The sequence below is a fragment of the Pseudoalteromonas sp. SK18 genome (genome assembly GCF_001974855.1).
Taxonomy (GTDB): domain Bacteria; phylum Pseudomonadota; class Gammaproteobacteria; order Enterobacterales; family Alteromonadaceae; genus Pseudoalteromonas.
In genome coordinates, this window is record NZ_MTQB01000022.1 from 1 (window position 1) to 24,304 (window position 24,304).

24 protein-coding genes and 1 rRNA gene are annotated in these 24,304 nt (G+C 39.9%); all 25 read right to left on the bottom strand.

Translation table 11 applies throughout. From position 1 onward, the window contains the following. A 16S ribosomal RNA gene (locus BW139_RS14400) occupies nt 1-76 on the bottom strand; the annotation flags it as partial. A 608-nt stretch (nt 77-684) separates the two neighbouring features. After that, the gene (locus BW139_RS14405; RefSeq protein ID WP_076920132.1) at nt 685-2,469 is read right to left on the bottom strand and encodes a choice-of-anchor I family protein; all 1,785 of its coding nucleotides are present in this window, start codon (nt 2,467-2,469) and stop codon (nt 685-687) included. 151 nt (nt 2,470-2,620) lie between these two features. Then, entirely contained in the window at nt 2,621-3,154 is a 534-nt protein-coding gene (locus BW139_RS14410; protein ID WP_254844980.1) for a DUF1240 domain-containing protein, read from the bottom strand. A gap of 197 nt (nt 3,155-3,351) precedes the next feature. After that, nucleotides 3,352-3,945, bottom strand: coding sequence for a DUF1240 domain-containing protein (locus BW139_RS18265; protein ID WP_076920133.1), 594 nt, complete (start codon nt 3,943-3,945; stop codon nt 3,352-3,354). Continuing rightward, the gene (locus BW139_RS18595) at nt 3,945-4,784 is read right to left on the bottom strand and encodes a hypothetical protein (protein ID WP_254844981.1); all 840 of its coding nucleotides are present in this window, start codon (nt 4,782-4,784) and stop codon (nt 3,945-3,947) included. Before BW139_RS18595 ends, BW139_RS18265 begins: the two co-directional genes overlap by 1 nt. Before the next feature lie 216 nt (nt 4,785-5,000). Next, a complete protein-coding gene (gene glmU, locus BW139_RS14425; protein ID WP_076920134.1) occupies nt 5,001-6,359 on the bottom strand; it encodes a bifunctional UDP-N-acetylglucosamine diphosphorylase/glucosamine-1-phosphate N-acetyltransferase GlmU in 1,359 nt (452 codons plus the stop codon). A gap of 297 nt (nt 6,360-6,656) precedes the next feature. After that, a complete protein-coding gene (locus BW139_RS14430; RefSeq protein WP_008464176.1) occupies nt 6,657-7,079 on the bottom strand; it encodes a F0F1 ATP synthase subunit epsilon in 423 nt (140 codons plus the stop codon). A 13-nt stretch (nt 7,080-7,092) separates the two neighbouring features. Beyond that, the gene (gene atpD, locus BW139_RS14435) at nt 7,093-8,478 is read right to left on the bottom strand and encodes a F0F1 ATP synthase subunit beta (RefSeq protein WP_008464175.1); all 1,386 of its coding nucleotides are present in this window, start codon (nt 8,476-8,478) and stop codon (nt 7,093-7,095) included. 33 nt (nt 8,479-8,511) lie between these two features. Then, on the bottom strand, nt 8,512-9,372 hold the full coding sequence (atpG, locus tag BW139_RS14440; RefSeq protein ID WP_008464174.1) for a F0F1 ATP synthase subunit gamma: 861 nt from the start codon (nt 9,370-9,372) through the stop codon (nt 8,512-8,514). A 59-nt stretch (nt 9,373-9,431) separates the two neighbouring features. After that, nucleotides 9,432-10,973, bottom strand: coding sequence for a F0F1 ATP synthase subunit alpha (atpA, locus tag BW139_RS14445; RefSeq protein WP_008464173.1), 1,542 nt, complete (start codon nt 10,971-10,973; stop codon nt 9,432-9,434). A gap of 14 nt (nt 10,974-10,987) precedes the next feature. Beyond that, on the bottom strand, nt 10,988-11,521 hold the full coding sequence (atpH, locus tag BW139_RS14450) for a F0F1 ATP synthase subunit delta (RefSeq protein WP_024601474.1): 534 nt from the start codon (nt 11,519-11,521) through the stop codon (nt 10,988-10,990). A 16-nt stretch (nt 11,522-11,537) separates the two neighbouring features. Further along, a complete protein-coding gene (atpF, locus tag BW139_RS14455) occupies nt 11,538-12,008 on the bottom strand; it encodes a F0F1 ATP synthase subunit B (protein WP_008112130.1) in 471 nt (156 codons plus the stop codon). Nucleotides 12,009-12,049: 41 nt separating this feature from the next. Beyond that, a complete protein-coding gene (gene atpE, locus BW139_RS14460) occupies nt 12,050-12,292 on the bottom strand; it encodes a F0F1 ATP synthase subunit C (protein WP_008112128.1) in 243 nt (80 codons plus the stop codon). Nucleotides 12,293-12,350: 58 nt separating this feature from the next. Next, nucleotides 12,351-13,208 (bottom strand): F0F1 ATP synthase subunit A, encoded by an 858-nt coding sequence (gene atpB, locus BW139_RS14465; protein WP_008112123.1) that lies wholly within the window; start codon nt 13,206-13,208, stop codon nt 12,351-12,353. Nucleotides 13,209-13,223: 15 nt separating this feature from the next. Next, nucleotides 13,224-13,604 carry an ATP synthase subunit I gene (locus BW139_RS14470; protein WP_013466267.1) on the bottom strand — a complete coding sequence of 127 codons (381 nt, stop codon included), beginning with the start codon at nt 13,602-13,604 and terminating at the stop codon, nt 13,224-13,226. Nucleotides 13,605-13,746: 142 nt separating this feature from the next. Further along, complete coding sequence (locus BW139_RS14475) at nt 13,747-14,673, bottom strand: ParB/RepB/Spo0J family partition protein (RefSeq protein ID WP_076920135.1); 927 nt, start codon at nt 14,671-14,673, stop codon at nt 13,747-13,749. 20 nt (nt 14,674-14,693) lie between these two features. After that, complete coding sequence (locus tag BW139_RS14480; RefSeq protein WP_008112117.1) at nt 14,694-15,479, bottom strand: ParA family protein; 786 nt, start codon at nt 15,477-15,479, stop codon at nt 14,694-14,696. Nucleotides 15,480-15,493: 14 nt separating this feature from the next. After that, nucleotides 15,494-16,114 carry a 16S rRNA (guanine(527)-N(7))-methyltransferase RsmG gene (rsmG, locus tag BW139_RS14485; RefSeq protein ID WP_008464169.1) on the bottom strand — a complete coding sequence of 207 codons (621 nt, stop codon included), beginning with the start codon at nt 16,112-16,114 and terminating at the stop codon, nt 15,494-15,496. Nucleotides 16,115-16,129: 15 nt separating this feature from the next. Further along, nucleotides 16,130-18,019 (bottom strand): tRNA uridine-5-carboxymethylaminomethyl(34) synthesis enzyme MnmG, encoded by a 1,890-nt coding sequence (gene mnmG, locus BW139_RS14490; protein WP_076920136.1) that lies wholly within the window; start codon nt 18,017-18,019, stop codon nt 16,130-16,132. Nucleotides 18,020-18,447: 428 nt separating this feature from the next. Beyond that, complete coding sequence (gene mioC / locus BW139_RS14495; protein WP_076920137.1) at nt 18,448-18,897, bottom strand: FMN-binding protein MioC; 450 nt, start codon at nt 18,895-18,897, stop codon at nt 18,448-18,450. A 944-nt stretch (nt 18,898-19,841) separates the two neighbouring features. Next, nucleotides 19,842-21,206, bottom strand: a complete 1,365-nt coding sequence (gene mnmE / locus BW139_RS14500) for a tRNA uridine-5-carboxymethylaminomethyl(34) synthesis GTPase MnmE (protein WP_008467041.1) — start codon at nt 21,204-21,206, stop codon at nt 19,842-19,844. Between the two features lie 130 nt (nt 21,207-21,336). Further along, a complete protein-coding gene (yidC, locus tag BW139_RS14505) occupies nt 21,337-22,974 on the bottom strand; it encodes a membrane protein insertase YidC (RefSeq protein ID WP_076920138.1) in 1,638 nt (545 codons plus the stop codon). 8 nt (nt 22,975-22,982) lie between these two features. Continuing rightward, nucleotides 22,983-23,258: a membrane protein insertion efficiency factor YidD gene (yidD, locus tag BW139_RS14510; protein ID WP_008112973.1), complete on the bottom strand. Its 276-nt coding sequence runs from the start codon at nt 23,256-23,258 to the stop codon at nt 22,983-22,985. Between the two features lie 126 nt (nt 23,259-23,384). Continuing rightward, nucleotides 23,385-23,810: a ribonuclease P protein component gene (gene rnpA, locus BW139_RS14515; protein WP_076920139.1), complete on the bottom strand. Its 426-nt coding sequence runs from the start codon at nt 23,808-23,810 to the stop codon at nt 23,385-23,387. Nucleotides 23,811-23,817: 7 nt separating this feature from the next. After that, entirely contained in the window at nt 23,818-23,952 is a 135-nt protein-coding gene (gene rpmH / locus BW139_RS14520) for a 50S ribosomal protein L34 (RefSeq protein WP_008112968.1), read from the bottom strand. Nucleotides 23,953-24,304 lie beyond the last annotated feature (352 nt).

The following is a 24,304-nucleotide window of genomic DNA, read 5'->3' on the forward strand; positions in this document are numbered from 1 at the left end:
TCTGTTACCGCTCGACTTGCATGTGTTAGGCCTGCCGCCAGCGTTCAATCTGAGCCATGATCAAACTCTTCAATTAAAAAGTTTTATGTCTTTCGACAGCTCAATGAATTCTGAATTTATTTAATATCTTTCGATATTGAATTGACTGTGCTGAATAATTACCGAAGTAACTATTCTGTTGGTCACTCAGTTTAAATTGAGACTCTAAATTTGTTTGCCTCACTACCTAAGTAGCTTGGCTGTTAGAACTCAATCTGTACGAGTGCCCACACAGATGATTGCTTTATATTGTTAAAGAACGTTGCGATTAAAGCGTTAAACTTCATCTCGCTAGGGCTGCGCATATTACGCTTTCCTATTTTTTTGTCAACACTTAATTTTTAGTTTCTTTTAAAAGATTTAAAAGCTAAGTTTTACTCGACTCACTTACCGTTTGTTCAGCGCTTTTCATTGCTGCCTGCCGGGTCAGTGGATGCGCATTATAGGGATATTCTGGAGAGGGTCAATGCTTTATTTCAGTTTTATTAAATTAATTTCAATCCAGTACAATAACCATACAAATAAAGGGCTGCAGGGCTGTTTTTGATTAAAAAGCATTCACATAAGGCATGATTATTGAGAGGGGAGGAAGTAAAAGCGATTTATAGATAACCGCTATATCGCTTTTACTTAAAACTTTACTAATTACTGAGTTGTTATTTCCCATACGGCAATTGAGCCTGAGATTTCATTACCGACTATAAGCAGTGCTTCGTTTGTTGCACTTTGTGCTGCAGGAACAAATGTCATTCCTTCAGGAGCAAGATCGCCACTTATATCTGCACTTGGTTCTAAACCACGATTATAAAAATAGTCTTGAAATTTCACATCGTAAGGGTTGGTTATATCAAACACCATTATCGCGCCCATACGCTCTAAACCAACAAAAGCAAATAACCTATCGCCAACCTCACCTAATGTTAGCGCTTCGGGTTCTGCCCCTTTATCATCTGAGCGTGTATCGCCTTTATTTTCATCTTCGTTATTATTGAATGCATTGCCATGAACAGAAGCGGTTACTCGTGCAATTTGATCGCCTGAGTCAAACACCACCAGCCCATTGCTATCCCAAATGGTAAATGACCGTGCACCATAAGCATAAAGCGATTCGTATTGGCCGTCGTTATTTTTATCACCTTTTACTGTTGTAACTTTTAAACGACCAATGTCGTTATCATCGTTATTTAAGTAATCGAAGTTAGCTGCGAGAGCTAGATCTTCTACGCGGCTTTCATCTATATATGCCAAACACCCATCTTTAGCGTCATAATCAAGGCCGCCCTGAGCGATGCAATCAGCTTCATCGCTGGCATCAAAAAAGTATTCGCGTGCATCACCCTCGTTGGCAGATACAATAAAGTTGGCTCCTTTCCAACTAAAACTTGCAATTGTATCTGGCTGATACATGCCATATAAACCAGGGTATGATTTAAAGTTAACACCGCCGTCTTTGTCTGAAGCGTCAAATTGTAAGTTTGACCAATCTTTAAAACCGAGCCCTTTTAGCTCAAGGGAATTATCTTCAAGATTGATGATAGCTAGAGCGTTATTTTCTTGAATAGAGACATAGGCGTATTTATTATCCTTGGAAATGCTCACATATTCTGGCTCTAAATCCATCGCAACCGTGGTATTTATTAAATTACCATTAATAGTACGTCCAGTAGGATTGGCAAACACTAAGCCCTGCGCTTCTAATTCTGCTTGCTTATTATTGTAAGCTTGAAAGTTTATGCTCAAAGCGGTATCGGCAATAGTGCCGTTATTAATATCGATAATGCTAATTGTGCCTTCGGGGTCGATACTGTAGTCGCCATTAGGTTCACCTTCATTAGCAACCACTACTTTTGCACCATCATGGCTAAATGTCACCATGTCGGGTAGGGCGCCTACTATTACATTTTTAATAAATACTGGTGTATCTCCGCTAATATTGTAAAACGCTATTTGGCCAGCTTCGCCCACGCTTGTAGCAGCCATTGCTACCGCTAATAATTGGTTATTCGCATCGATAGCTATGCTGTTTGCATCACCAGGCGTATTTTCATTTAGTGAGAGCGTAATGGCAGAGGCTAAGTTGGTCGCGGTTACAATACCTTCGTTATCTTTTACTAATGCTGCAGTGTCGAACGTATCGGCAGGAATGATATTCACAACTGCCTCATCGCCAGAGCTATTAATGGCATAAATCCACTTTTTAGAGGCTTGGTAGGCGACTATTTCAGCTGCACCCTCTGGGCTTTGTGCATTGAGTACTGCGCGGCCAATAAGATTTATATTTAAAGCTGAATTTGCATTAGTGCCGTTTTCGCCATTATTACCCGCTGTACCTTGTACACCCTGTGCGCCATTTTGGCCGTCATCACCATCAAGTGAGCAGCCAGTTAATAGTGATAGCAAAGAAAAGGCTATTATTGATTTGTTTAACATTATTGTTTTCCTTAGTGTTGTATTTGTTAAATATCAACACACAGGGATGACAACAGTATGGCATTTTTATTTATAGAATATTTAGGCAATAAAAAAGCGAGTATAAAACTCACTTTTTTGTGGGGGTTAGCTTATTTAATCAGACTGGCTGCTACATATTATTTATATAATCATCGCGCCTTTTTCGAGTTATTTTTATAAACTCTTTTAACTCATCAACGGAAGGTTCAATACCTTGTTGGTTTTTCTGTTCAAACCAATCGGTAACATCACTGGTTATGACAGAGCCATCTTGTAAGCATAACTCATCATTTTTTAACCAAACATCGGGACCTCTGAATGATGGACTAGTATACCAATTACAAAAGCTATATCCCTCACGTGTTAATTTAGACTCAATATAAAAACTATTAGCAATAGATAAAATTATATATAAAGGTATTGCGCGCAGCATAAGCTTTACCATTAACCTTATTGTTTTTTCATTGCGGAAGTTCAATACTTTTTGTAAACCTGCAATTGTCATTAAAACAGGAAATGGAGTCATTACTATTATCGGAGCCAACAAGCCGCTTTCTCGAATATAATAAAGCGACTCATCAAAATAAACATTTTCAACAAACCCATAATAAGAGAAATAAAATAAAGCAATTGTAAATAATATAAAAGCAAACAGGCCTATCACAACAGTTAATTTATGCTCGAAGCTTTGTTCTGTAAAACGTTATTCGGATTTTTCCCATTCTAAAATAGACATTGTTTATAGCTCATTTTTATTAGGGTGAAATTTACCTCTGGAAGCCAGAAAAATCCCCTCGATAAAATTATTTAGCTTAGCTGGTTATTTTAAATAAAAACGACTGCAGCAATTTTGAGTTAATTTTAACGATTATACTCAGCTCTAGTCTCTTGTATAAAAACTTCAAGTTCATTAAGTGTTGGCTCAATTCCTTTTTGATTATGCATTTCAAACCAATCATAAATATCACTAGTAATTACAGAACCATCTTGTAAGCATAACTCATCGTTTTTCAACCAAACATCGGGGGCAATAACTGAAGGAGCTGTATACCAATTACAAAAAAAATAACCTTTATCTTCTAATGTTGATTCTACAAAATAATTAAAAGGAATAACCCCAAGAACCATAAAAAAACAACTCAAAATTCCACTTTTCATGGTCAACCTCATGGACAATTTAAAACTAAAATTAAGTAAGAATTGAAATGTCGCGATCAGAAAATAAAACCAGAAAGGAAGAAAAGAAACCAGCAAAATTCTTCCACTGCTTTCTTTAAGAAAAAAAGAGGTACTGCCATCATCTAAAAAAAGTAACCGAAACTCAGAGTAAAATGTAGCTGTTACTAGATAGATTCCCCCTAAAATCAAAAAAAACAGGAATATCTTAGAAAGCCTCTCCTTGTTTCGTGCCTCTTGGAAATTCAACTCCAAAGGCTTCCACTCTAAAAGTTTCATTATTTGTAAGTCTTAGTAAAGTTTAAAGTTGGCACACCAAAAATTCCTTTTATAAAATCGACTGGACTATCTTTATAGTCTTTCTCTAATTTTTGTATTTGATTTCTAATTCTAACCTTACCTGCTTGAATATTTTCTTCACAAATATGCAAATGTTGGGTTAAGTAATCGACATAAACAGTTGTATCACGAAAAACCCATGCAAATAAAAAACCAACAGCAACAATAATTATCAATGGAGCTATTGCAGAACCAGCAATCAATGAACCTCCTAATGCAATTACTCCTGAACTAATTCCAATAGCAGCCCCAACAACAGCCATATCAACAGCCATATCAACAGCAATTCCAGCAACTAAGTCATGCCATGTTTTTTGGTCATTTAAAACCTGGTCGATTGCATGAAATGTAACTGAAATAATTAAACTAACAACGAAGCCGGTTTTCATCGCTTTGGCTGCTTCGAGCTTACCCACTCCTATAGTGAATAGCTTAGGGTTACTCGCCAAATAACGTGTACCCGTAAGGTGAGCACGTATTCCAGGATAAGAACTGATAATAATAGCAGGAGAGCCATTGTAAATTTTTATTTTAAACTTACCGAAAGCATTACCTTGGCGCTGCATTGCAACAGCTATAATGGCTAATGCCTTCACATCATCAAATAGAGGATAAAGGCCTGCGCCTGTCTTTAGAGGATCTTTTATTCGCTCCCAAATACTCGATGCTGAGTTATGCTGTGCTAATACACCATCAATCCAGTCAACCGCTTCAGAACGAGATTTACCTTCTTTCATTTTTACAGAAATAATATAATCAACAAACTCAGCTGAGTTCATTTGAATTAGAGTATGATTATTACCTGATAAAATACTTTTTATTTAGCTTTGGCGTTGTCTTTCAACGATTGCCCGGCGAGCATAAGCTGACATGTAACACTTCCTTGAGTTATATTTTAGTCCGTTATTTAATAGTCTAATTAATTAAGAATATTTAGGCAATAAAAAAGCGAGTTATAAAACTCGCTTTAAATATTTAATAAGTAATGACCATTACTATTTTTTAACTGGGCGTTTCCAACCATCTAAATTGCGTTGCTTGCCACGTGCTACGGCTAACTGATCATCCGCGACGGTATTGGTAATAACAGAACCTGCACCTACAGTTGCTGTAGCACCAATATTTACAGGAGCAACCAGTGATGAGTTAGAGCCAATAAAGGCATTATCGCCAATAATGGTTTTCGCTTTATTCACACCATCGTAGTTACAGGTAATCGTGCCTGCGCCAATATTCACTTTCTCGCCAATTTCAGCATCACCTAAGTAACTTAAGTGGTTGGCTTTAGAGCCTTTACCTAAACGGGTTTTTTTCATTTCGACAAAGTTGCCAATGTGAGAGTCTTCTTCCATTATTGCACCTGGGCGAAGGCGGGCGTATGGACCGAGTGTACATTTAGCCGCAACTGATGCATCTTCAATCAATGTATTGGCTTTAATAACAACATTATCGCCGATGCTGCAGTTTTTAAGTACGCAGTTAGGGCCAATTTGTACGTTATTACCAAGCGTTACTGTACCTTCAAAAATAACGTTGATATCGATGAGGACGTCTTCACCTGTTTTAATGTCGCCACGTACATCTATGCGTGCAGGGTCGGCAAGAGTTGCACCATTTAGCATCAGCTCTTCTGCTTGCCATGCTTGATAAGCACGCTCAAGGCCTGCAAGTTGTACACGGTTATTTGCACCTTCAACTTCCATTGGGTGATCTGGTTGTGCTGATGTAATTTCTACACCTTCACTGTGCGCCATAGCGACTATATCTGTTAGGTAGTATTCGCCTTGGGCATTATTGTTAGACAAGTTACCTAACCATGTTTTTAAAAGCTTACCATTAACCGCCATAATACCTGTGTTTACTTCGTTAATAAGTAACTGCTCTGCGGTAGCATCTTTTTGTTCAACAATACCTACTAGCTTGCCATCAACACGTAGCATACGCCCATAACCATTTGGGTTTGCAAGGTTAACAGTAAGAACTGCTAAGCCATTCATAGGTGTTGCTGCTAATAAACGTTCAAGTGTCGATTGCTTAGTTAAAGGTACATCACCGTATAAAACCAGTACAGTGTCGTCGTCATTTATATGTGGGTTTGCTTGTGCCACTGCGTGGCCTGTACCTAGCTGCTCAGCTTGCAGCACCCAATTTACGTTATTATCGGCTAATTGTTGTTGTAATAGTTCGCCGCCATGACCATAAACTAAGTTAGTAGATGTCGCACCTAGCGCGTTGGCATTATCGATAACGTGTTGCACCATAGGTTTACCTGCCACTTTATGCAGTACCTTAGGAAGAGCAGAGCGCATACGAGTACCTTTACCCGCTGCAAGAATAACCGTTGTTAAAGACATTAAAACAATTTCCTTTTTCCGTTGTTTTAGCTTGATAGAATAAGTGTGCTGCAAAGTAGATTACGTAAGTCACATCATGTGCAAATACTCAGTAGGCTAAGCAATGACTACTGAATCTTAACTTAAGCAAAATAACACCTAATAGAATAGGGTTATTGTAACGAGGATCTTGCGTAGATATAAGTAATAATGAAGAGATATTAACCATAACGATTAATTTATTTACAAATAGCCACGGGATTTATCATCAAGCACAAAAAAGCCCACATAAAGTGGGCTTTTAAAAACCAGATAGGCTTACTTTTTACGTAATTGCTGAATAATGCGTAGCTGAGCAATTGCTTCAGCTAGTTGCATTGCTGCTTGATTGTAATCAAGTTCAGCAGATGCGCCTTTTGCCATTTGGGCTTCAGCGTCACGCTTAGCTTGCTCTGCAGCTTTCTCGTCCAGGTCTTCACCACGAACAGCTGTATCAGCAAGTACGGTCACTATGTTCGGTTGAACTTCTAGTGTACCGCCAGCAATATAGATGAGTTCTTCTTCACCAAATTGCTTAACTAAACGTACCATACCAGGTTTAAGGGCAGTTAGTAGTGGGGCGTGACCGGCGTTAACACCTAACTCACCTTCACTACCAGATACTTGAATAGATTCTACTAAACCAGAAAATAATTTCTCTTCAGCACTTACTACATCAAGATGTACAGTCATAGCTGCCATACTACCCTCCTAATTACATGCTTTTGGCTTTTTCTTGAGCTTCTTCAATAGAGCCAACCATGTAGAACGCTTGCTCTGGCATATCATCAAACTCACCGTTTAAGATACCTTTGAAGCCTGCAATTGTGTCTTTAAGTGAAACGTATTTACCTGGCGCACCTGTAAATACCTCTGCCACGAAGAATGGCTGAGATAGGAAACGCTGGATTTTACGTGCACGAGATACAAGTTGCTTATCTTCGTCAGAAAGCTCGTCCATACCTAGAATCGCGATGATGTCTTTAAGTTCTTTGTAACGCTGAAGAACTGTTTGAACGCCGCGCGCTATACCGTAGTGCTCTTCACCGATTACTTGTGGATCAAGCTGACGTGAAGATGAATCAAGAGGGTCTACCGCTGGGTAGATACCTAGTGATGCGATATCACGTGAAAGTACCACTGTTGCATCTAAGTGAGCAAACGTTGTTGCTGGAGATGGATCCGTTAAATCATCCGCAGGTACGTATACCGCTTGGATTGAAGTAATTGAACCAGTCTTAGTAGATGCGATACGCTCTTGAAGTACACCCATTTCTTCAGCAAGTGTAGGCTGGTAACCTACCGCTGATGGCATACGACCAAGAAGTGCTGATACTTCTGTACCCGCAAGTGTGTAACGGTAGATGTTATCTACGAAGAAAAGTACGTCGCGACCTTCGTCACGGAACTTCTCAGCCATAGTAAGACCTGTTAACGCTACGCGTAAACGGTTACCTGGAGGCTCGTTCATCTGACCGTATACAAGCGATACTTTATCAAGTACGTTTGAATCGTTCATCTCATGGTAGAAATCGTTACCCTCACGAGTACGCTCACCAACACCTGCGAATACTGAGTAGCCGCTGTGCTCGATTGCGATGTTACGGATAAGTTCCATCATGTTTACGGTTTTACCAACACCGGCACCACCGAATAAACCAACTTTACCACCTTTAGCGAATGGACATACAAGGTCGATTACCTTGATACCCGTTTCTAAAAGTTCAACTGAGCTTGATTGCTCTTCGTAAGTAGGTGCTGCACGGTGGATAGACATACGCTCGTCTTCACCGATTGGACCTGCTTCATCAATTGGCTCACCAAGTACGTTCATGATACGACCTAGGGTCTTAGTACCAACTGGAACTTGAATTGCTTCGCCTGTGTTTGCTACTGCAGCACCACGACGTAAACCGTCTGTAGTACCTAGTGCGATAGTACGTACCACACCGCCACCTAGCTGCTGTTGAACTTCTAAAGTCAAACCAGCTAAATCGCCATCTGTTACTTTTAGCGCGTCATATACGGCTGGCACGCTGTCTTGTGGAAATTCGATATCCACAACGGCGCCGATAATTTGGACGACCTTACCTAAACTCATGTCTATTCCTCTCGTTAATCTTTGCCTGAAGCATTAAACTGCTGCTGAACCAGAACAAATCTCACTAATTTCTTGTGTGATTGCTGCTTGGCGAGCTTTGTTATATACAAGCTGTAACTCATCCATAAGGTCACCGGCATTATCAGTTGCAGCTTTCATTGCAACCATGCGGGCAGCCTGTTCAGAGGCAGCGTTTTCAACTACACCTTGGTATACCTGAGACTCAATGAAACGTACTAACAAAGACTCTAAAATAGCCTCTGGGTTTGGTTCATATAAGTAATCCCACGCATGTGTAGATACTTCTTCTTCAGCTTTTGGCAAAGGGAGTAACTGATCTACTATTGGCTCTTGCTTCATGGTATTAACAAAGTTGTTATATACCAGGAATAAACGGTCAATTTTACCTTCAGAGAATGCATCTAGCATTATTTTTACTGGACCAATTACGTCCTGTACTGAAGGCTTATCTCCAAGACCTGCTTTTTTAGCAAGCACCTGACCACCAAAACGTTGAAAGAAGCCAGCTGCTTTACTACCTAAAGTAGCAAAATCAGCATCTACGCCTTTTTCTTTCCACGCTTTAATCTCTAATGCGACTTTTTTAAACTCGTTTGAGTTTAAACCGCCACATAGACCACGGTCAGTAGAGATAACAATATAACCAACTCGTTTTACTTCACGTTCTTCTAAGAACGGGTGAGTAAAATCAAGATTTGCTTGAGCAACACGACCAATCACTTTACGTAATTTTTCAGCGTATGGACGGCTTGAAGCCACTCGTTCTTGCGCCTTTTTCATTTTAGACGCAGCAACCATTTCCATTGCGCTAGTGATCTTTTGAGTATTTTTAATACTGCCGATCTTGCTTTTAATCTCTTTTCCGCTGGCCATGACTCTCTCTCCGAATCAAGGTGTGCTTTAGGATATAAAGCACACCATTAATAACTAAATTACCAAGTTTGCGTAGACTTGAACTTCTCTAGAAGTTCTTTAAGCTGCGCTTCGATCTCGGCGTTGTAGTTACCAGTTTCATTGATTTGAGCCATAAGCTCTGCGTATGTGCTATTTGCGTAAGAAAGTAAAGCCGCTTCGAAATCCATGATTTTAGGAATTTCGATGTCTTTTAAGTAACCTTTCTCAGCTGCGAATAACGACAAAGACATTTCAGCAACAGACATTGGCGCGTACTGTTTCTGCTTCATTAGCTCTGTTACACGCTCACCATGCTCAAGTTGAGCACGAGTAGCATCATCAAGGTCAGACGCGAACTGCGAGAACGCAGCTAATTCACGGTACTGAGCTAGGGCTAGACGGATACCGCCACCTAGTTTCTTAACGATTTTAGTTTGTGCAGCACCACCAACACGCGATACCGAGATACCAGCATTTACTGCCGGACGGATACCTGAGTTGAATAAGTCAGTTTCTAAGAAGATCTGACCATCGGTGATAGAGATAACGTTTGTCGGTACGAACGCAGAAACGTCGCCGCCTTGAGTTTCAATGATAGGCAATGCCGTCAATGAACCTGTTTTACCTTTCACTTCACCGTTAGTGAACTTTTCAACGTAATCAGTGTTTACACGTGATGCACGCTCTAAAAGACGCGAGTGAAGGTAGAATACGTCACCTGGGTATGCTTCACGGCCTGGTGGACGCTTAAGTAGCAATGAGATTTGACGGTAAGCAACTGCTTGCTTAGATAAATCATCATATACGATTAATGCGTTTTCACCACGGTCACGGAAGTATTCACCCATAGTACAGCCCGAGAACGGTGCTAAGTACTGAAGTGCCGCAGATTCAGAAGCAGATGCTACAACTACGATAGTATTTGCAAGTGCACCGTGCTCTTCTAATTTACGTACTACGTTAGCAATAGTAGATGCTTTTTGACCAACCGCTACGTACACACACTTAACGCCTGTGTCTTTTTGGTTAATGATTGCATCGATTGCTAGTGCAGTTTTACCTGTTTGGCGGTCACCGATAACAAGCTCACGCTGACCACGACCAACTGGAATCATCGCATCGATAGATTTGTAACCAGTTTGTACTGGCTCATCTACTGATTGACGCTCGATTACACCTGGTGCAATTTTTTCTACAGGTTCAAACCCGTCGTTATCTAAAGCGCCTTTACCATCGATAGGAGCACCTAGCGTGTTTACAACACGACCAAGTAGACCCGCACCAACAGGAACTTCTAAGATACGACCAGTTGTGTATACTTTTACGCCTTCTGTAAGGTCAGCGTAAGGACCCATTACTACTGCACCAATTGAGTCGCGCTCAAGGTTTAGTGCGATAGCATAACGGTTGCCAGGAAGCTCAATCATCTCACCTTGCATACAGTCAGCTAGACCGTGGATGCGAATGATACCGTCAGTAACAGATACAATTGTACCTTCGTTACGAGCTTCACTTACAACTTCGAACTTCTCAATACGTTGTTTGATCAGATCTGAAATTTCAGTGGAATTAAGTTGCATGCTCTTTTTCCCAATTACGATTGTAGTGTTGTGGCTAAGCGATTTAATTTACCGCGTAAAGAGCCGTCAATTACAGTGTCGCCTGCCTTAATAATAAGACCGCCAACTACTGTAGCGTCTTCACTACAATTCAGCTTAACTTTGCGTGCGAAACGTTTTTCAAGTGCCGCTACCAATGATTCTTGCTGCGCTGCAGCAAGAGGTGTTGCCGAAATCACATCAATATCGATTTCTTTGTCATAGTCTGCTTTTAAAGCAGAAAATAAATGAGCAACCTCAGGTAGTGCAATCAAACGTCCATTTTCAGCCATCACCTTAACTAGGTTCTGACCTTGTTCGTTGAGCTGCTCACCACATAAGTTAATAAATAACTCAGCTTGTGCAGTAGCAGTAGGCAATCCAGCTAAAATGGTAGATGCCTGTTCATTGCTGGCAACGTGGCCAGCAAAGAACAACATGTCATTCCAGCTATCAATAGTGCCTTTTTCAACGGCAAGTTCAAAAGCCGCTTTAGCGTATGGGCGAGCGATAGTAGTCAATTCAGACATGCTCATACCCTCCTAATTACAGCTCAGCGACAAGTTTTTCAACGATGTCACTATGTGCGGCTTGATTGATTTCGCGCTCTAAAATTCTTTCTGCGCCAACCACAGCCAGAGTTGCTACTTGCTTACGTAGCTCTTCTGTCACACGGTTACGCTCTGATTCAATTTCAGAGTGCCCTTGAGCAATAATTTTTTCACGCTCTTGCTGACCACGAACAGTTTCTTCGTCAACAATTAGCACGGCACGCTTTTTAGCTTGATCAATGATATCAGCCGCTTGAGCCTTTGCATCTTTAAGCTGTTCTGCAGCTTTCTGTTGCGCAAGTTCTAAGTCTTTTTCGGCTCTATCAGAGGCAGCTAAACCATCTTCGATTTTCTTCTGGCGAGCTTCAATTGCACCGTTTAGTGGTGGCCATACGTATTTCATACAAAATAATACGAACACCGTAAACGCAATTAATTCACCGATAAGAGTGGCGTTTAAGTTCACAACCGCTCCTCCTTAAATAGTAAGCTGTTCAAAAAATAAAATTAAAGTACGAACAACAATACCATCGCGATACCAACACCAATCATTGCTACAGCATCGATTAGACCAGCAAGGATAAACATTTTAACTTGTAGCGATGGTGCTAGCTCAGGTTGACGTGCACATGCTTCAAGGAATTTACCGCCCATGTTACCAAAACCGATTGCTGTGCCGATTGCACCGAAACCGATAAGTAAAGCTACTGCGATGTATTTTAAGCCGTTTAATAATTCTAAAGCTTCCATTTATTTCTCCAAAGTTTCAATTGTATTAAAAGTAAAAGTAAAATTGTAAATATAGTAATTAGTGATTATCTGAACTTGCCATGCTTAGGTATACGATTGTTAGCATCATGAATACGAATGCTTGCAATACGATTACTAAGATATGGAATACAGCCCACACAAAGTGCAACGGTAGTTGCATTAAACCTACAGCACCTATAAGGATGAAGATTAACTCACCTGCATATAAGTTACCGAACAAACGCAGAGCCAGTGAAAACGGCTTAGAAACCAATGCAATAAGTTCTAGTAATAAGTTGAATGGGATTAAAAGAATCTGCATAGCTGTATTGTTTGAACTAAACGGGTGAAGTGTTAGTTCTTTAATAAAACCGCCGATACCTTTGATTTTAATTGAGTAACCAATCATTAGAATGAACACGCCCAGCGCAAGTGCAGCTGTCATGTTGATATCTGTAGTTGGTACAATTTTCATGTATACGTCGTGTGAATCCATACCGAATGCAGTTTCGCCAACAAAGCCAGCAAATGCAGGTAGGAAATCAACTGGGATTAAATCCATTAAGTTCATTAAGAATATCCAAACGAATATTGTTAATGCTAATGGTGCAATTAGCTTACTTTTACCGTGGAAGGTATCGCGTACGTTGTCGCCAACGAACTCAACAACCATTTCAATGAAACATTGAAGTTTTCCAGGTACACCCAGAGTTGATTTTTTTGCGGCACTACGGAAGATCCATAAAAATATTAGACCTAGTCCGATAGACCATGCGAGGGTATCTATATGCCATGTCCAGAAACCACTATCCGTACATGCTTTATTGAAGGCAAGACCAGCGTCGGTCGAGCACATCTTAGCATTGGTTAAGTGGTGCTGAATATGGCTAGATAGAGTAACTTCTTCTGCAGCCATGTTATATCCCAAAAGTTAATGTTTAAAAAAAACGGGTGTAAACAATCCTGTAAACAACACCAACACATAAGCACAAAAGAAAGGTAGCAGTACTACCGGATAAAGCTTTAGCATTAGTGCAAACAAAACGATTGTTAGCATAAATTTTAATCCGTTGCCGCGTTTCAACGAGGCATACGCTTGATTTGCTCGACTTGCACCCATATATCTGAATGCATAAAGCGCAAATACAAAGTTAGGAAGTACTGCGACTGCGCCACCAGCTAATGCTGAAAGTGCGGCATTGGTTTCCCAACCTATAAAAATTATTAGTGCAGCTAAAAGGGCTACAAATCCCTGAAGGCAAATTAATTTTAATGCGGCAAGCCTATACGGGCCTGCTAACTTGTTAGTCACTTTTAATTAACCTTTATGACGCTCTAATTGTCAGGGTATGAAAACTGGCGAAATTATACTTAATCCTGCCAGTTTTGCAACTTGAGTAGGTGCTTTGTAACACAAAATCGCTGTAAATGTCCCTTTTTAGACATCCAATGAATTAATGGTGGGAATAGTCTTGATTGATACGGTTTAAAATACCGTCTAACTCGTCAAGATTAGTGTAAGAAATAACCAACTTCCCTTTGCCTTTTTTGTTGTAATTTATTTCTACTTTTGCCCCAAGATTATCAGCAAGTTGTTGCTCTAACTGTTTAACATCCGGGTCTTTTTCTATTACTTCTTTTGCTGGAGCAGGCTCTAAAATAGAGCGTACTAGTTTTTCGGTTTCGCGAACGGTCAATGCTTTCGCAACAGCTAAACGGGCTGCATCTGATTGCACTTCACCTTCTAGTGCTAATAAGCAACGAGCGTGACCCATTTCAATGTCACCATGCTCTAACAATATCTTTACATCGTTATTAAGATTATTTAAGCGTAATAAGTTAGTCACGGTCGTACGCGATTTACCAACTGCATCAGCCACTTGTTGATGCGTTAACTCAAACTCATTAAGTAAGCGATTAAGCGCTATCGCTTCTTCCATGGCGTTTAAGTCTTCACGCTGAATATTTTCAATTAGGGCAATAGCAACGGCTGCTTCATCAGGCACGTCTTTGATAATACAGGGTACAAACTCAAGCTTAGCAATTTGCGCAGCGCGCCAACGGCGTTCACCGGCAATAATCTCGTAGCTATTATGCGCAACAGGACGCACAACGATAGGTTGAATAATTCCTTGTGAGCGTATCGAACTAGCGAGTTCTTCAAGTGCCTCTTCAGACATGTCTTTACGAGGTTGGTATTTACCTGAGTGTAAAAACTCGATAGGTAGTTTTTGGAGTTCACTGTTGCTAGGCTGCGCTGCATTTTCAACTGCGCTAGTTACGTTAGCGGTGTTCTGTTCCTTGCCTTCGCTTGGTGCAGGTTTAGATGAACTTAAAAGCGCATCGAGTCCTCGGCCTAAACCTCGTTTTTTAGCAGACATGTTATTTTTTTACCTCAAAGTTAGGCGACAACGGGAGTTGTTTTTTCTTTTCTGCGTAGCATTTCACCAGCGAGAGCTAAATAAGCTTTCGCGCCACTTGATGCTCGATCGTAGTACATTGCTGGGGCACCAAAACTTGGGGCTTCTGCAAGTCGAACATTACGTGGGATCACCGTACGGTATACTTTATCGCCAAAATGTTGTTTTAATTGTTCTGATACATCATTTGCTAGTCGATTACGCGGATCGTACATAGTACGAAGTATGCCTTCAATCTGTAAGTTAGGATTAACTAACTTAGCAAGTTGCGTAATCGTATCCATTAATGCAGTTAATCCTTCCAATGCATAATATTCACATTGCATAGGCACTAAAATAGAATCGGCAGCGGCCATGGCATTAACGGTTAACATATTTAAAGAAGGCGGGCAGTCTATAAAAATAAACTCATACTGATCTTGTATTTTTTCAAGCGCGTTACGCAAACGTACTTCACGCGCAAATAATTCCATCAGCTTAACTTCTGCAGCGGTCACATCGCCGTTTGCAGCAATCATATGATATTCGCCTGAAGTTTCTTTAATAATCACTTCATCAATAGGCTTATCTTCTATGAGCAAATCATAGATAGTAGGGACGTCACCATATTTGTCGACGCCACTGCCCATGGTCGCATTGCCTTGCGGGTCGAGATCTATTAACAGCACTTTACGTTTCGTTGCAGCCATAGATGCAGCGAGATTAACGGCAGTGGTAGTTTTACCTACTCCGCCTTTTTGATTTGCTAATGCGATGACTTTTGCCACAGTGTCTCTGATCCCTAGTCTTTAGAAAGAATTATTAAATGTCGTTGTGCATCTAAATCCGGTACTTCTAATGCAATTTTTTGCTCAAACTTAACACCAGCAGGGAGTGAGTCTAATTCCTCACTTGGAAATACCCCTTTAAGTGCAATGAACTTACCTGAATGATCAATTAAGTGCGAACACCAGTCAATCATATCTTGTAACGATGCAAATGCACGACTTAGTACGCCATCTAATTTAACACTTGGTTGATATTCTTCAACTCTTGACTGCACTGGGGTGACATTATCAAGGCCAAGCTCATGTTTAACATGCATTAAAAAACGTACACGTTTACCTAAACTATCTAATAATACAAACTGCGTATCAGGTAAGGCAATAGCTAACACTATGCCCGGTAAACCAGGACCTGTGCCAACATCAATATAATGATGACCGGTCAAGTGAGGCGCAACAACTAAGCTATCCATTATATGTTTAACCATCATTTCTTGAGGTAAACGTACCGAGGTTAAGTTATAGGCTTTATTCCACTTATCGAGTAATTCGACATAGCGAACAAGCTGTTGCTGTTGTTTTTGTGTTAGCGCAATATCAGTTTGCGCTAACAAAGTTGTTAATTGTTGCTGTAACACAATGTTCCTTTACCGTTACGCAGTTTTGCGTAACAAGCCTTGCTTCTTCAGATACACCAATAATAGCGAAATCGCCGCTGGGGTGATACCAGAAATACGCGAAGCTTGGCCAATAGTGTCTGGACGAGCATCAATTAGCTTAGCAACAACCTCGTTTGATAAACCAGAGACGGTTTTATAATCAAACTCTTTTGGTAAAATTGTTTCTTCATGACGAAGTTGCTTATTGATCTCATCTTGTTGACGCGCAATATAACCTGCGTACTTCGTATGAATTTCAACCTGCTCTAAAGCCGCCTTATTGGTAAACTCAGATCCAAGTCCTTCAATGGCCATCAAGTCGTTATAACGCACTTCTGGACGGCGCAGTAATTCTTCTAAGCTGGCTTCACGCACAAGTGGCGTTTTTAGTAATTCGTTTACTTTATTAACCATGGCATGATCTTTATGGATCCAGGTATCTTTAATACGCTGTTTCTCTTTAGCGATCACTTCCATTTTTTCGTTAAATGCTTGCCAACGTTCATCGTTAACTAAACCAAGTTCGCGGCCTTTTTCAGTTAAACGAATATCAGCGTTGTCTTCGCGAAGTAGCAAACGGTATTCAGCACGGCTAGTAAACATACGGTACGGTTCTTTTGTACCCAGTGTTGCTAAGTCGTCAATCAGTACGCCTACATAGGCTTCATCACGACGAGGCGTCCACGATTCTTTGCCTTGTATTTGTAAGGCTGCATTCATACCTGCGATCAAACCTTGCGCACCCGCTTCTTCGTAACCGGTAGTACCATTAATTTGACCAGCAAAAAATAAACCATCAATAAATTTAGTTTCTAATGATTGTTTTAAATCGCGTGGATCAAAAAAGTCATATTCAATGGCATAGCCAGGACGACAGATATGTGCATTTTCAAATCCGGTGATCGATTGCACAATTTCTAACTGCACATCGAACGGTAAGCTGGTTGAAATACCATTAGGGTATAACTCGTATGAAGTTAAACCTTCTGGCTCTACAAATATCTGGTGTTTATCTTTATCTGCAAAACGGACAATTTTATCTTCAATAGACGGACAGTAACGAGGGCCTATTCCTTCGATAACACCTGAGTACATAGGTGAGCGATGTAAGTTTTTGCGAATAACATCATGTGTTTTTTCATTGGTGTAAGTGATGTAACACGGTATTTGTTGTGGGTGGTCGCTTTGTTTACCCATAAATGAGAATACCGGTGTTGGTGTATCACCTGGTTGTTCCTGCATTTTACTAAAATCGACAGTTCGGGCATCAATACGCGGTGGCGTACCGGTTTTTAAACGATCTACTCTAAATGGTAATTCACGTAAGCGATCAGCTAAGGCAATTGAAGGTGGATCGCCAGCTCGGCCGCCTTTAAAGTTTTCAAGGCCGATATGAATTTGACCACCTAAGAAGGTACCTACGGTTAGTACTACACTCGGTGCACTAAAACGTAAACCCATTTGTGTCACTACACCGGTTACACGATCATTTTCAACAATTAGATCATCACATGATTGCTGAAAAATCTTTAAGTTTTCTTGGTTTTGAAGTGTGTTTTGAATAGCCGCTTTGTACAAGGCACGATCTGCTTGAGCACGAGTCGCTCGTACAGCAGGGCCTTTAGAAGAGTTAAGCGTACGGAATTGGATCCCGCCTTTGTCAATGGCTTGAGCCATTGCGCCACCCAGGGCATCAATTTCTTTAACTAGATGACCTTTGCCAATGCCACCAATTGCTGGGTTACAAGACATTTGACCAAGGGTATCCATATTGTGAGTTAGCAGCAGGGTATTCATCCCCATACGGGCAGCTGCCAATGCGGCTTCAGTGCCTGCATGTCCACCACCTACTACGATAACGTCAAAATTTTCGTGAAAAATCATTAATGGGATCCTACTTAAATCAAACCAGTAAACTTCAAAAGGGAGCGTATTCTACCTAGAAATTAGCAGAAGATAAATGATTAAACAGTGCTCAAGATCTAAGTAAGTGATCTCTAATAATATAAAGGATCTTTTAAAGAGATCTTTTAATACTATTACTACTACTGATCGGGTTTTCTGTTGATAAGCTTTAGATCATGATTAAAAACATATAATTAGATCGGATCTAAAGGTGTTAATATGATCGGATCTTCAGGCAAATAAGCTCTGATCAAAACGGGCTGTTATACACAGGCCGATCAAGTCTCGATCTTATCCCATGGATAAGCATAGCTAAAAAAGCAGTTTAATCAGTGTTTATCCACAAAATATATTAAATTATTAGTAAATTGTGGGTAACTTTATTTATAACTTATCGCTTGATCTTTCTATTTTAAACCTGTTTGTGCTATCCACGAGTCTAACCAAGCTAAGGCCGTATCTTCGGGTAGTGCTTCATCAAGAATGTTTAGCTCCAACCGTTGTGCTACTTTTATAGCACCTTTTTGGCTTAAAAGGGCATCTATATTGCGCCCTGCAAGGTTATAAGTGTCGTAACTGGTATCGCCAAGTGCAATAACCGAATACTTTAAATGCGAGAGATCATCTACTTGAGATACTTGTTCGACAAAGCTAATTAGATTGTCAGGGTAATCACCCGCACCATAGGTTGATGTACAAACTAACCAAATAGTATTTTGCTGATCTATTTCATTAAATTCAGGTTGATCATGTAGTTGGCTATTAATCCCTTGGTTGTTAAGCGCATCGCTTAGCTGCTCTGCAACGTACTCGGCGGATCCCATTTGACTACCAACGATAATATTTACTGAACTCATGAATATTGCTGATCACTATTAGTTTTAATTGCTGCCTATGATAGCCGAGTGAGTATAACAGTAAAGTTAAGAGTGTTATTTTGTATAACTATTTTTGTGGTAATTTAAGCCTTCGCGTGAATTATGGCTTTAAGCTGTTGATTATTAATGGTTTAACAAAATATATTTAAATGTAATCTTCTGATCAAGTTGTTGATAAGGTTGGGGAAAGCTCTGCTTAACTAAGAAGTAATGTTACAAATAGTTTGCTAAGTTATTGATTTTATGTTGAGTGTTAGCCATCAGCTAGTACAAATTTATAAATAAACGTGTGTTGATCTTAGTGTGGATACAAAGCATGTTGATAACTTAAGATTGGGATCGAAAATAATTTTAAAAAATGATCTATTTTCTCAGATCAGCCTAAAAATCCATTTTTATTTTCTAAAAATCGCTATTTAGCCTATTAAACACAACATATTATTTCTTTTTATCGCTTTTAACTCATTTTTAAGGCAATAAAACCCGCAATTGTGGATAACTGATCTGCTAAAAAATAAATTACATCAATTTTTACTAAGAAATTAACGGTGTTTTGCTGGTGGAGTGGGCGGTCAAATTTACTTTTTAGGTACGTTTTATTTTTTATGGTTTGATAATTACCCATGTTCAAACGTGGAAAACCAATGTTATAGGTGCTCTTTTAGAGGAAAGAAGCTTAATTTTTTACTATTAATCTAGGTAGTTTATCTGTTATTTGCTGTGATTATTGGCCTAGCCTACTATGGCTTGAATACATTTTTAAAGGCGAATTGAGGCTAATATAGGTGCAGTTTAAGCTGTGTTTTTAGTCTGTTTGGTTTTTAAAATGGGTTATTAAAATACAGTTTGGCGAGTCGATATTAAAAATAGTAGGCCTTAAAAAGGGCACCTAGGTGCCCTTAATGATTAAATTATTAGTTCGACTATTTACCGATACAGAACGAGCTGAAAATTTTGCCAAGCAAATCATCAGAAGTAAATTCACCAGTTATTTCGTTAAGATACTGCTGTGTTAAACGCAGTTCTTCAGCGAGGATTTCACCGGCCACGTGCATTTCTAATTGTGTTTTACCCGTATCTAAGTGATAGGCTGCGTGTTCCAGTGCATCTAAGTGACGACGCCGCGCCATAAAGCCACCCTCTGTGGCACCATCAAAACCAATACAGGCTTTTAAGTGCTCACGCACAAGCTCTATGCCGTCAGCATTTTTAGCACTTAAACTGATGACCGGATATTGTTGCTCTTGATCCATACCAACCGTATCACCCGATAAATCGGCTTTATTTCTGATCACGGTCACGCCCATACCTTGGGGTAACTTAGCCATAAATTCAGGCCAAATAGCATGTGGATCAGTATCGGCTGTGTCGGTGCCATCAAGCATAAATAACACCCGATCGGCTTGGTTTATTTCATCCCAAGCACGTTCAATGCCTATTTGCTCTACCTTATCTGGGCTTTCTCGTAGGCCTGCGGTATCTATTATATGCAGTGGCATACCATCTATATGTATATGCTCACGTAATACGTCACGAGTGGTGCCGGCTATTTCAGTTACAATAGCCGCTTCTCGACCTGCTAATGCATTAAGTAAGCTTGATTTACCGGCATTAGGGCGACCAGCAATAACGACGCGCATACCTTCGCGCATTATGCTGCCTTGTTTGGCTTGATTGGTTACGGCATTAAGCTGCTCAATGATGGCATTTAAATCACCGCCCACTTTTCCGTCTGATAAAAAATCGATTTCTTCGTCAGGAAAATCAATAGCTGCTTCCACATACATACGTAAGTGAATGACTTTTTCAACTAAGGTTTCTATGTGCTTAGAGAATTGCCCTTGAAGTGACTGTAGAGCGCTTTTAGCGGCTTGCTCGCTAGTGGCATTAATTAAGTCGGCAATTGCTTCTGCTTGAGTTAAATCAAGCTTATCGTTCATAAACGCACGCTCAGAGAATTCCCCTGGTTTAGCTAAACGCACACCGTCTATTTTACTTATTTCTTTGAGTAGCATATCAAGAACAACAGGGCCGCCATGGCCTTGAAGTTCGAGTACATCTTCACCGGTAAATGAGTTTGGGCCAGCAAAGTAAATCGCAATACCTTGGTCAAGTTGCTGACCTGCAAGGGTGTTAAATGGCACATAGTCGGCATAACGAACTTTAGGGACTTTGCCTATTATTTTTTCAGCAACCTGTTTGGCTAGGGTTCCTGAAACGCGAATAATACCAACACCGCCTCGACCTGGGGCAGTGGCTTGTGCTGCAATTGTATCGTGATTGATCATGCGGTTTATTTGCCAACTTAAATAACGTAATGGCGGTATTGTAACCTATCAAATAGGCACTCGCGAATGCTGTTATAAAAAATAGGCAATAAAAAAGGCGACCTAAGTCGCCTTTATATAAGTAGGGAGTTTAATCGCCCCTTACTTTAATTCCTTTCTTTTCCATGCCACGGTAGATGATCAACATCTGGACAATAGAAATAAGGTTAGACACTAACCAGTAAAGTACTAAACCAGATGGGAACCATAAGAAGAATACAGAGAAGATAACCGGCATAAAGGTCATCATTTTTTGCTGCATTGGATCGGTAACCGTCATAGGTTGTAGTTTTTGCGTTATAAACATACTCGCACCAAATAAGATTGGTAATACGTAGTATGGGTCTTTCGCAGAAAGGTCAGTTAACCAAAGTACAAATTCAGCGTGACGAAGTTCTGTAGACTCTAAGAATACATAGAACAAGGCTAAGAAGATTGGCATTTGCAGTAAAATAGGGAAACAGCCACCCATAGGGTTCACTTTTTCTTTACGGTACATTTCCATAGTCGCTTGGCCGAATTTTTGACGATCATCGCCATACTTTTCTTTTAGCGCTTTCATCTTAGGCTGTAATGCACGCATTTTAGCCATTGAGGTGTACTGTGCTTTAGTCAGTGGGTACATTAATGTTTTAACGATAATAGTGATGGCAATAATTGCTACACCCCAGTTACCTAAAATACTGTGTAACCATTTAAGTAGCACAAATAAAGGTTGAGAAATAAACCATAACCAACCGTAATCAACCGTTAAGTCTAAGTCAGTGTGAATCGCTTCAAGTTTATCTGACTCTTTAGGGCCCATGTAATAAGTTGCAGTAAGTGTTTGCTCACTACCAGCTTGAACATTTACCGCTTCGTCTTTAACACCAATGATAGCTGCATTACTTTTAGTGATTAAACTATAAAGTGTATTTGCTTGATCTTGCATTGGTACCCAAGCACTTACAAAGTAATGCTGGATAAAGGCAACGTAACCACCTTGGGTATTTATGTTTAGGTTTTTATCGGCCATATCGGAAAAACTATACTTTTCGTATGGTTCTTCATCAGTACCGTATGCAGCACCTAAATAGTTTTGATCAACCATGCTGCCTTTTTCTTGTACGGTACGCTTTATTTGTGTGTAAAGCTGAACTTGTACTGGCGCACTAGTGGTGTTGTTAACTTTATATTCTAAGCCAACATCATATTGACCCTTTTTGAATACATATGTTTTAGTGAAACTTACACCGTTACTATCAGTAAACTGAAGAGGAACTCGAAGCTCATCACCTGTTAAAGTATAAGAAGTTTGTTCTGATTGGTAAGTAGGACGACCATTTGCTGATGCATCTGGGCCATTTAAACCTATTAAACCACTTTGTGAAAAGTATTGTTTACCATCAAACTCACCAAGTAGCATGTAAGGAACATCACTGCCTTTGGTTTCTTTATAATCAATTAAGTCTGTTTCAACAATGTCACCGCCTTTGGTGTCAATTTTTACTTTAAACACGTCTGTTGTAATATTTATAACAGCGCGCTTAGCTAAAGTTGTTGAAGCAGGTAAACCTGAGTCTGATGAAGCTGGAACATAATCATCTGATTCTGGTGAATTTGCTTTTAGTGTTTGTGTTGTGGCACTAGGATCGGCTTTTGGTGTGTTGTAGTCATTATTCCACTCTTGAAATAATAAAAACGACACTAGCATTAGGCCGATGAATAAAAACGTGCGTTGCGATTCCATAACAGCTCTTATTTCTCGTGTTGGTGGTTAATACGGGTTAATTTTTCAGGAACGGGGTCGTCTCCGCCTGAATGTAAAGGATGGCATTTTAATATGCGTTTAACAGCTAACCAACACCCTTTTACCGATCCATGCAAATTAATTGCTTGAATAGCGTAACTAGAGCACGTTGGATTAAAACGACAATGCGGACCTAATAGCGGGCTAATCCACTTTTGATAACCGCGGATAAATAAAACTAAACAACGTGTTGGTAAAGCAGCAAGTGGTTTAAGTAACCTCATGTTGTACATGCCCCTACGTTATGTTTAGTGAATAGATACCATGTATTTAAAGACTCACTATGAGATTTTAAACGCATGATTAAAAGGTGAGCTAAAGATACCTTAATTAACCCTGTAATTCTATTGCTATCGGGCTTGTTTAGTCGATTTAGCTGATTTGTTTGGGCGTTTTTTAAATGGTGGCGGTTTAGGGGCACCAGGTTTGCAGCGTTCATTAATCTTACGCCACAGCTTTGTAAGTTGTTTGGTTAATTCTTCATTAGACTGTTCATCAATGCCACTTTTAACCATCAACACAATATCAATATTATCGAGCGTGTGTTGGTTTAAACGAAAACTTTCGCGAGCAAGACGTTTAATACGGTTTCGTTGACATGCCTTTTTTACACGTTTTTTAGCAACAGTAAGGCCTAACCTAGGTTTTGACTGGTCACTTGGTTTTGCTAATAAAGTAAAGAAAGGAGTTGCAGCCCGAGCGGGTTCGTTAAATATGCGAGAGTAATGCGAGGGAGTTAACAGACGTAACTCCCTGCCAAAGCTAAAGTCTTCCACTTATAAATTAAGCAGAAAGAACTTTGCGGCCTTTAGCACGGCGACGAGCTAATACTTTACGGCCATTTACAGTTGCCATACGAGCACGGAAACCGTGTGTACGTTTGCGTTTTAAAACGCTAGGTTGAAAAGTTCTTTTCATAACAATCTCATCCGATCGGTTAAAGTTAAAACATCCTATGCAGGTCGCGATCCTGGCACAGGTGCCATTGCGAGCGCGAGATATTATAGATGAAGTGACGAAAAGTCAATCATAATAGAGTGCGTAAAGCATGTTTATTTATGATCAATTTTCATGATCCGATAGGATCATCATAAATAAGAAGTTTTCCACAGCCCCTGTATAAAAAGTGAATAAAAGCATGGGAAAAGTAAATTAGATCGTAAATTATGGTCGCGATCTGCTGCCAGTTTTGTTATGATCTCTAATCAAGCTTTAAAATAAAAAGCTATTTAAATCAGTCTGTTATTATATTTATACATCGATATCAACA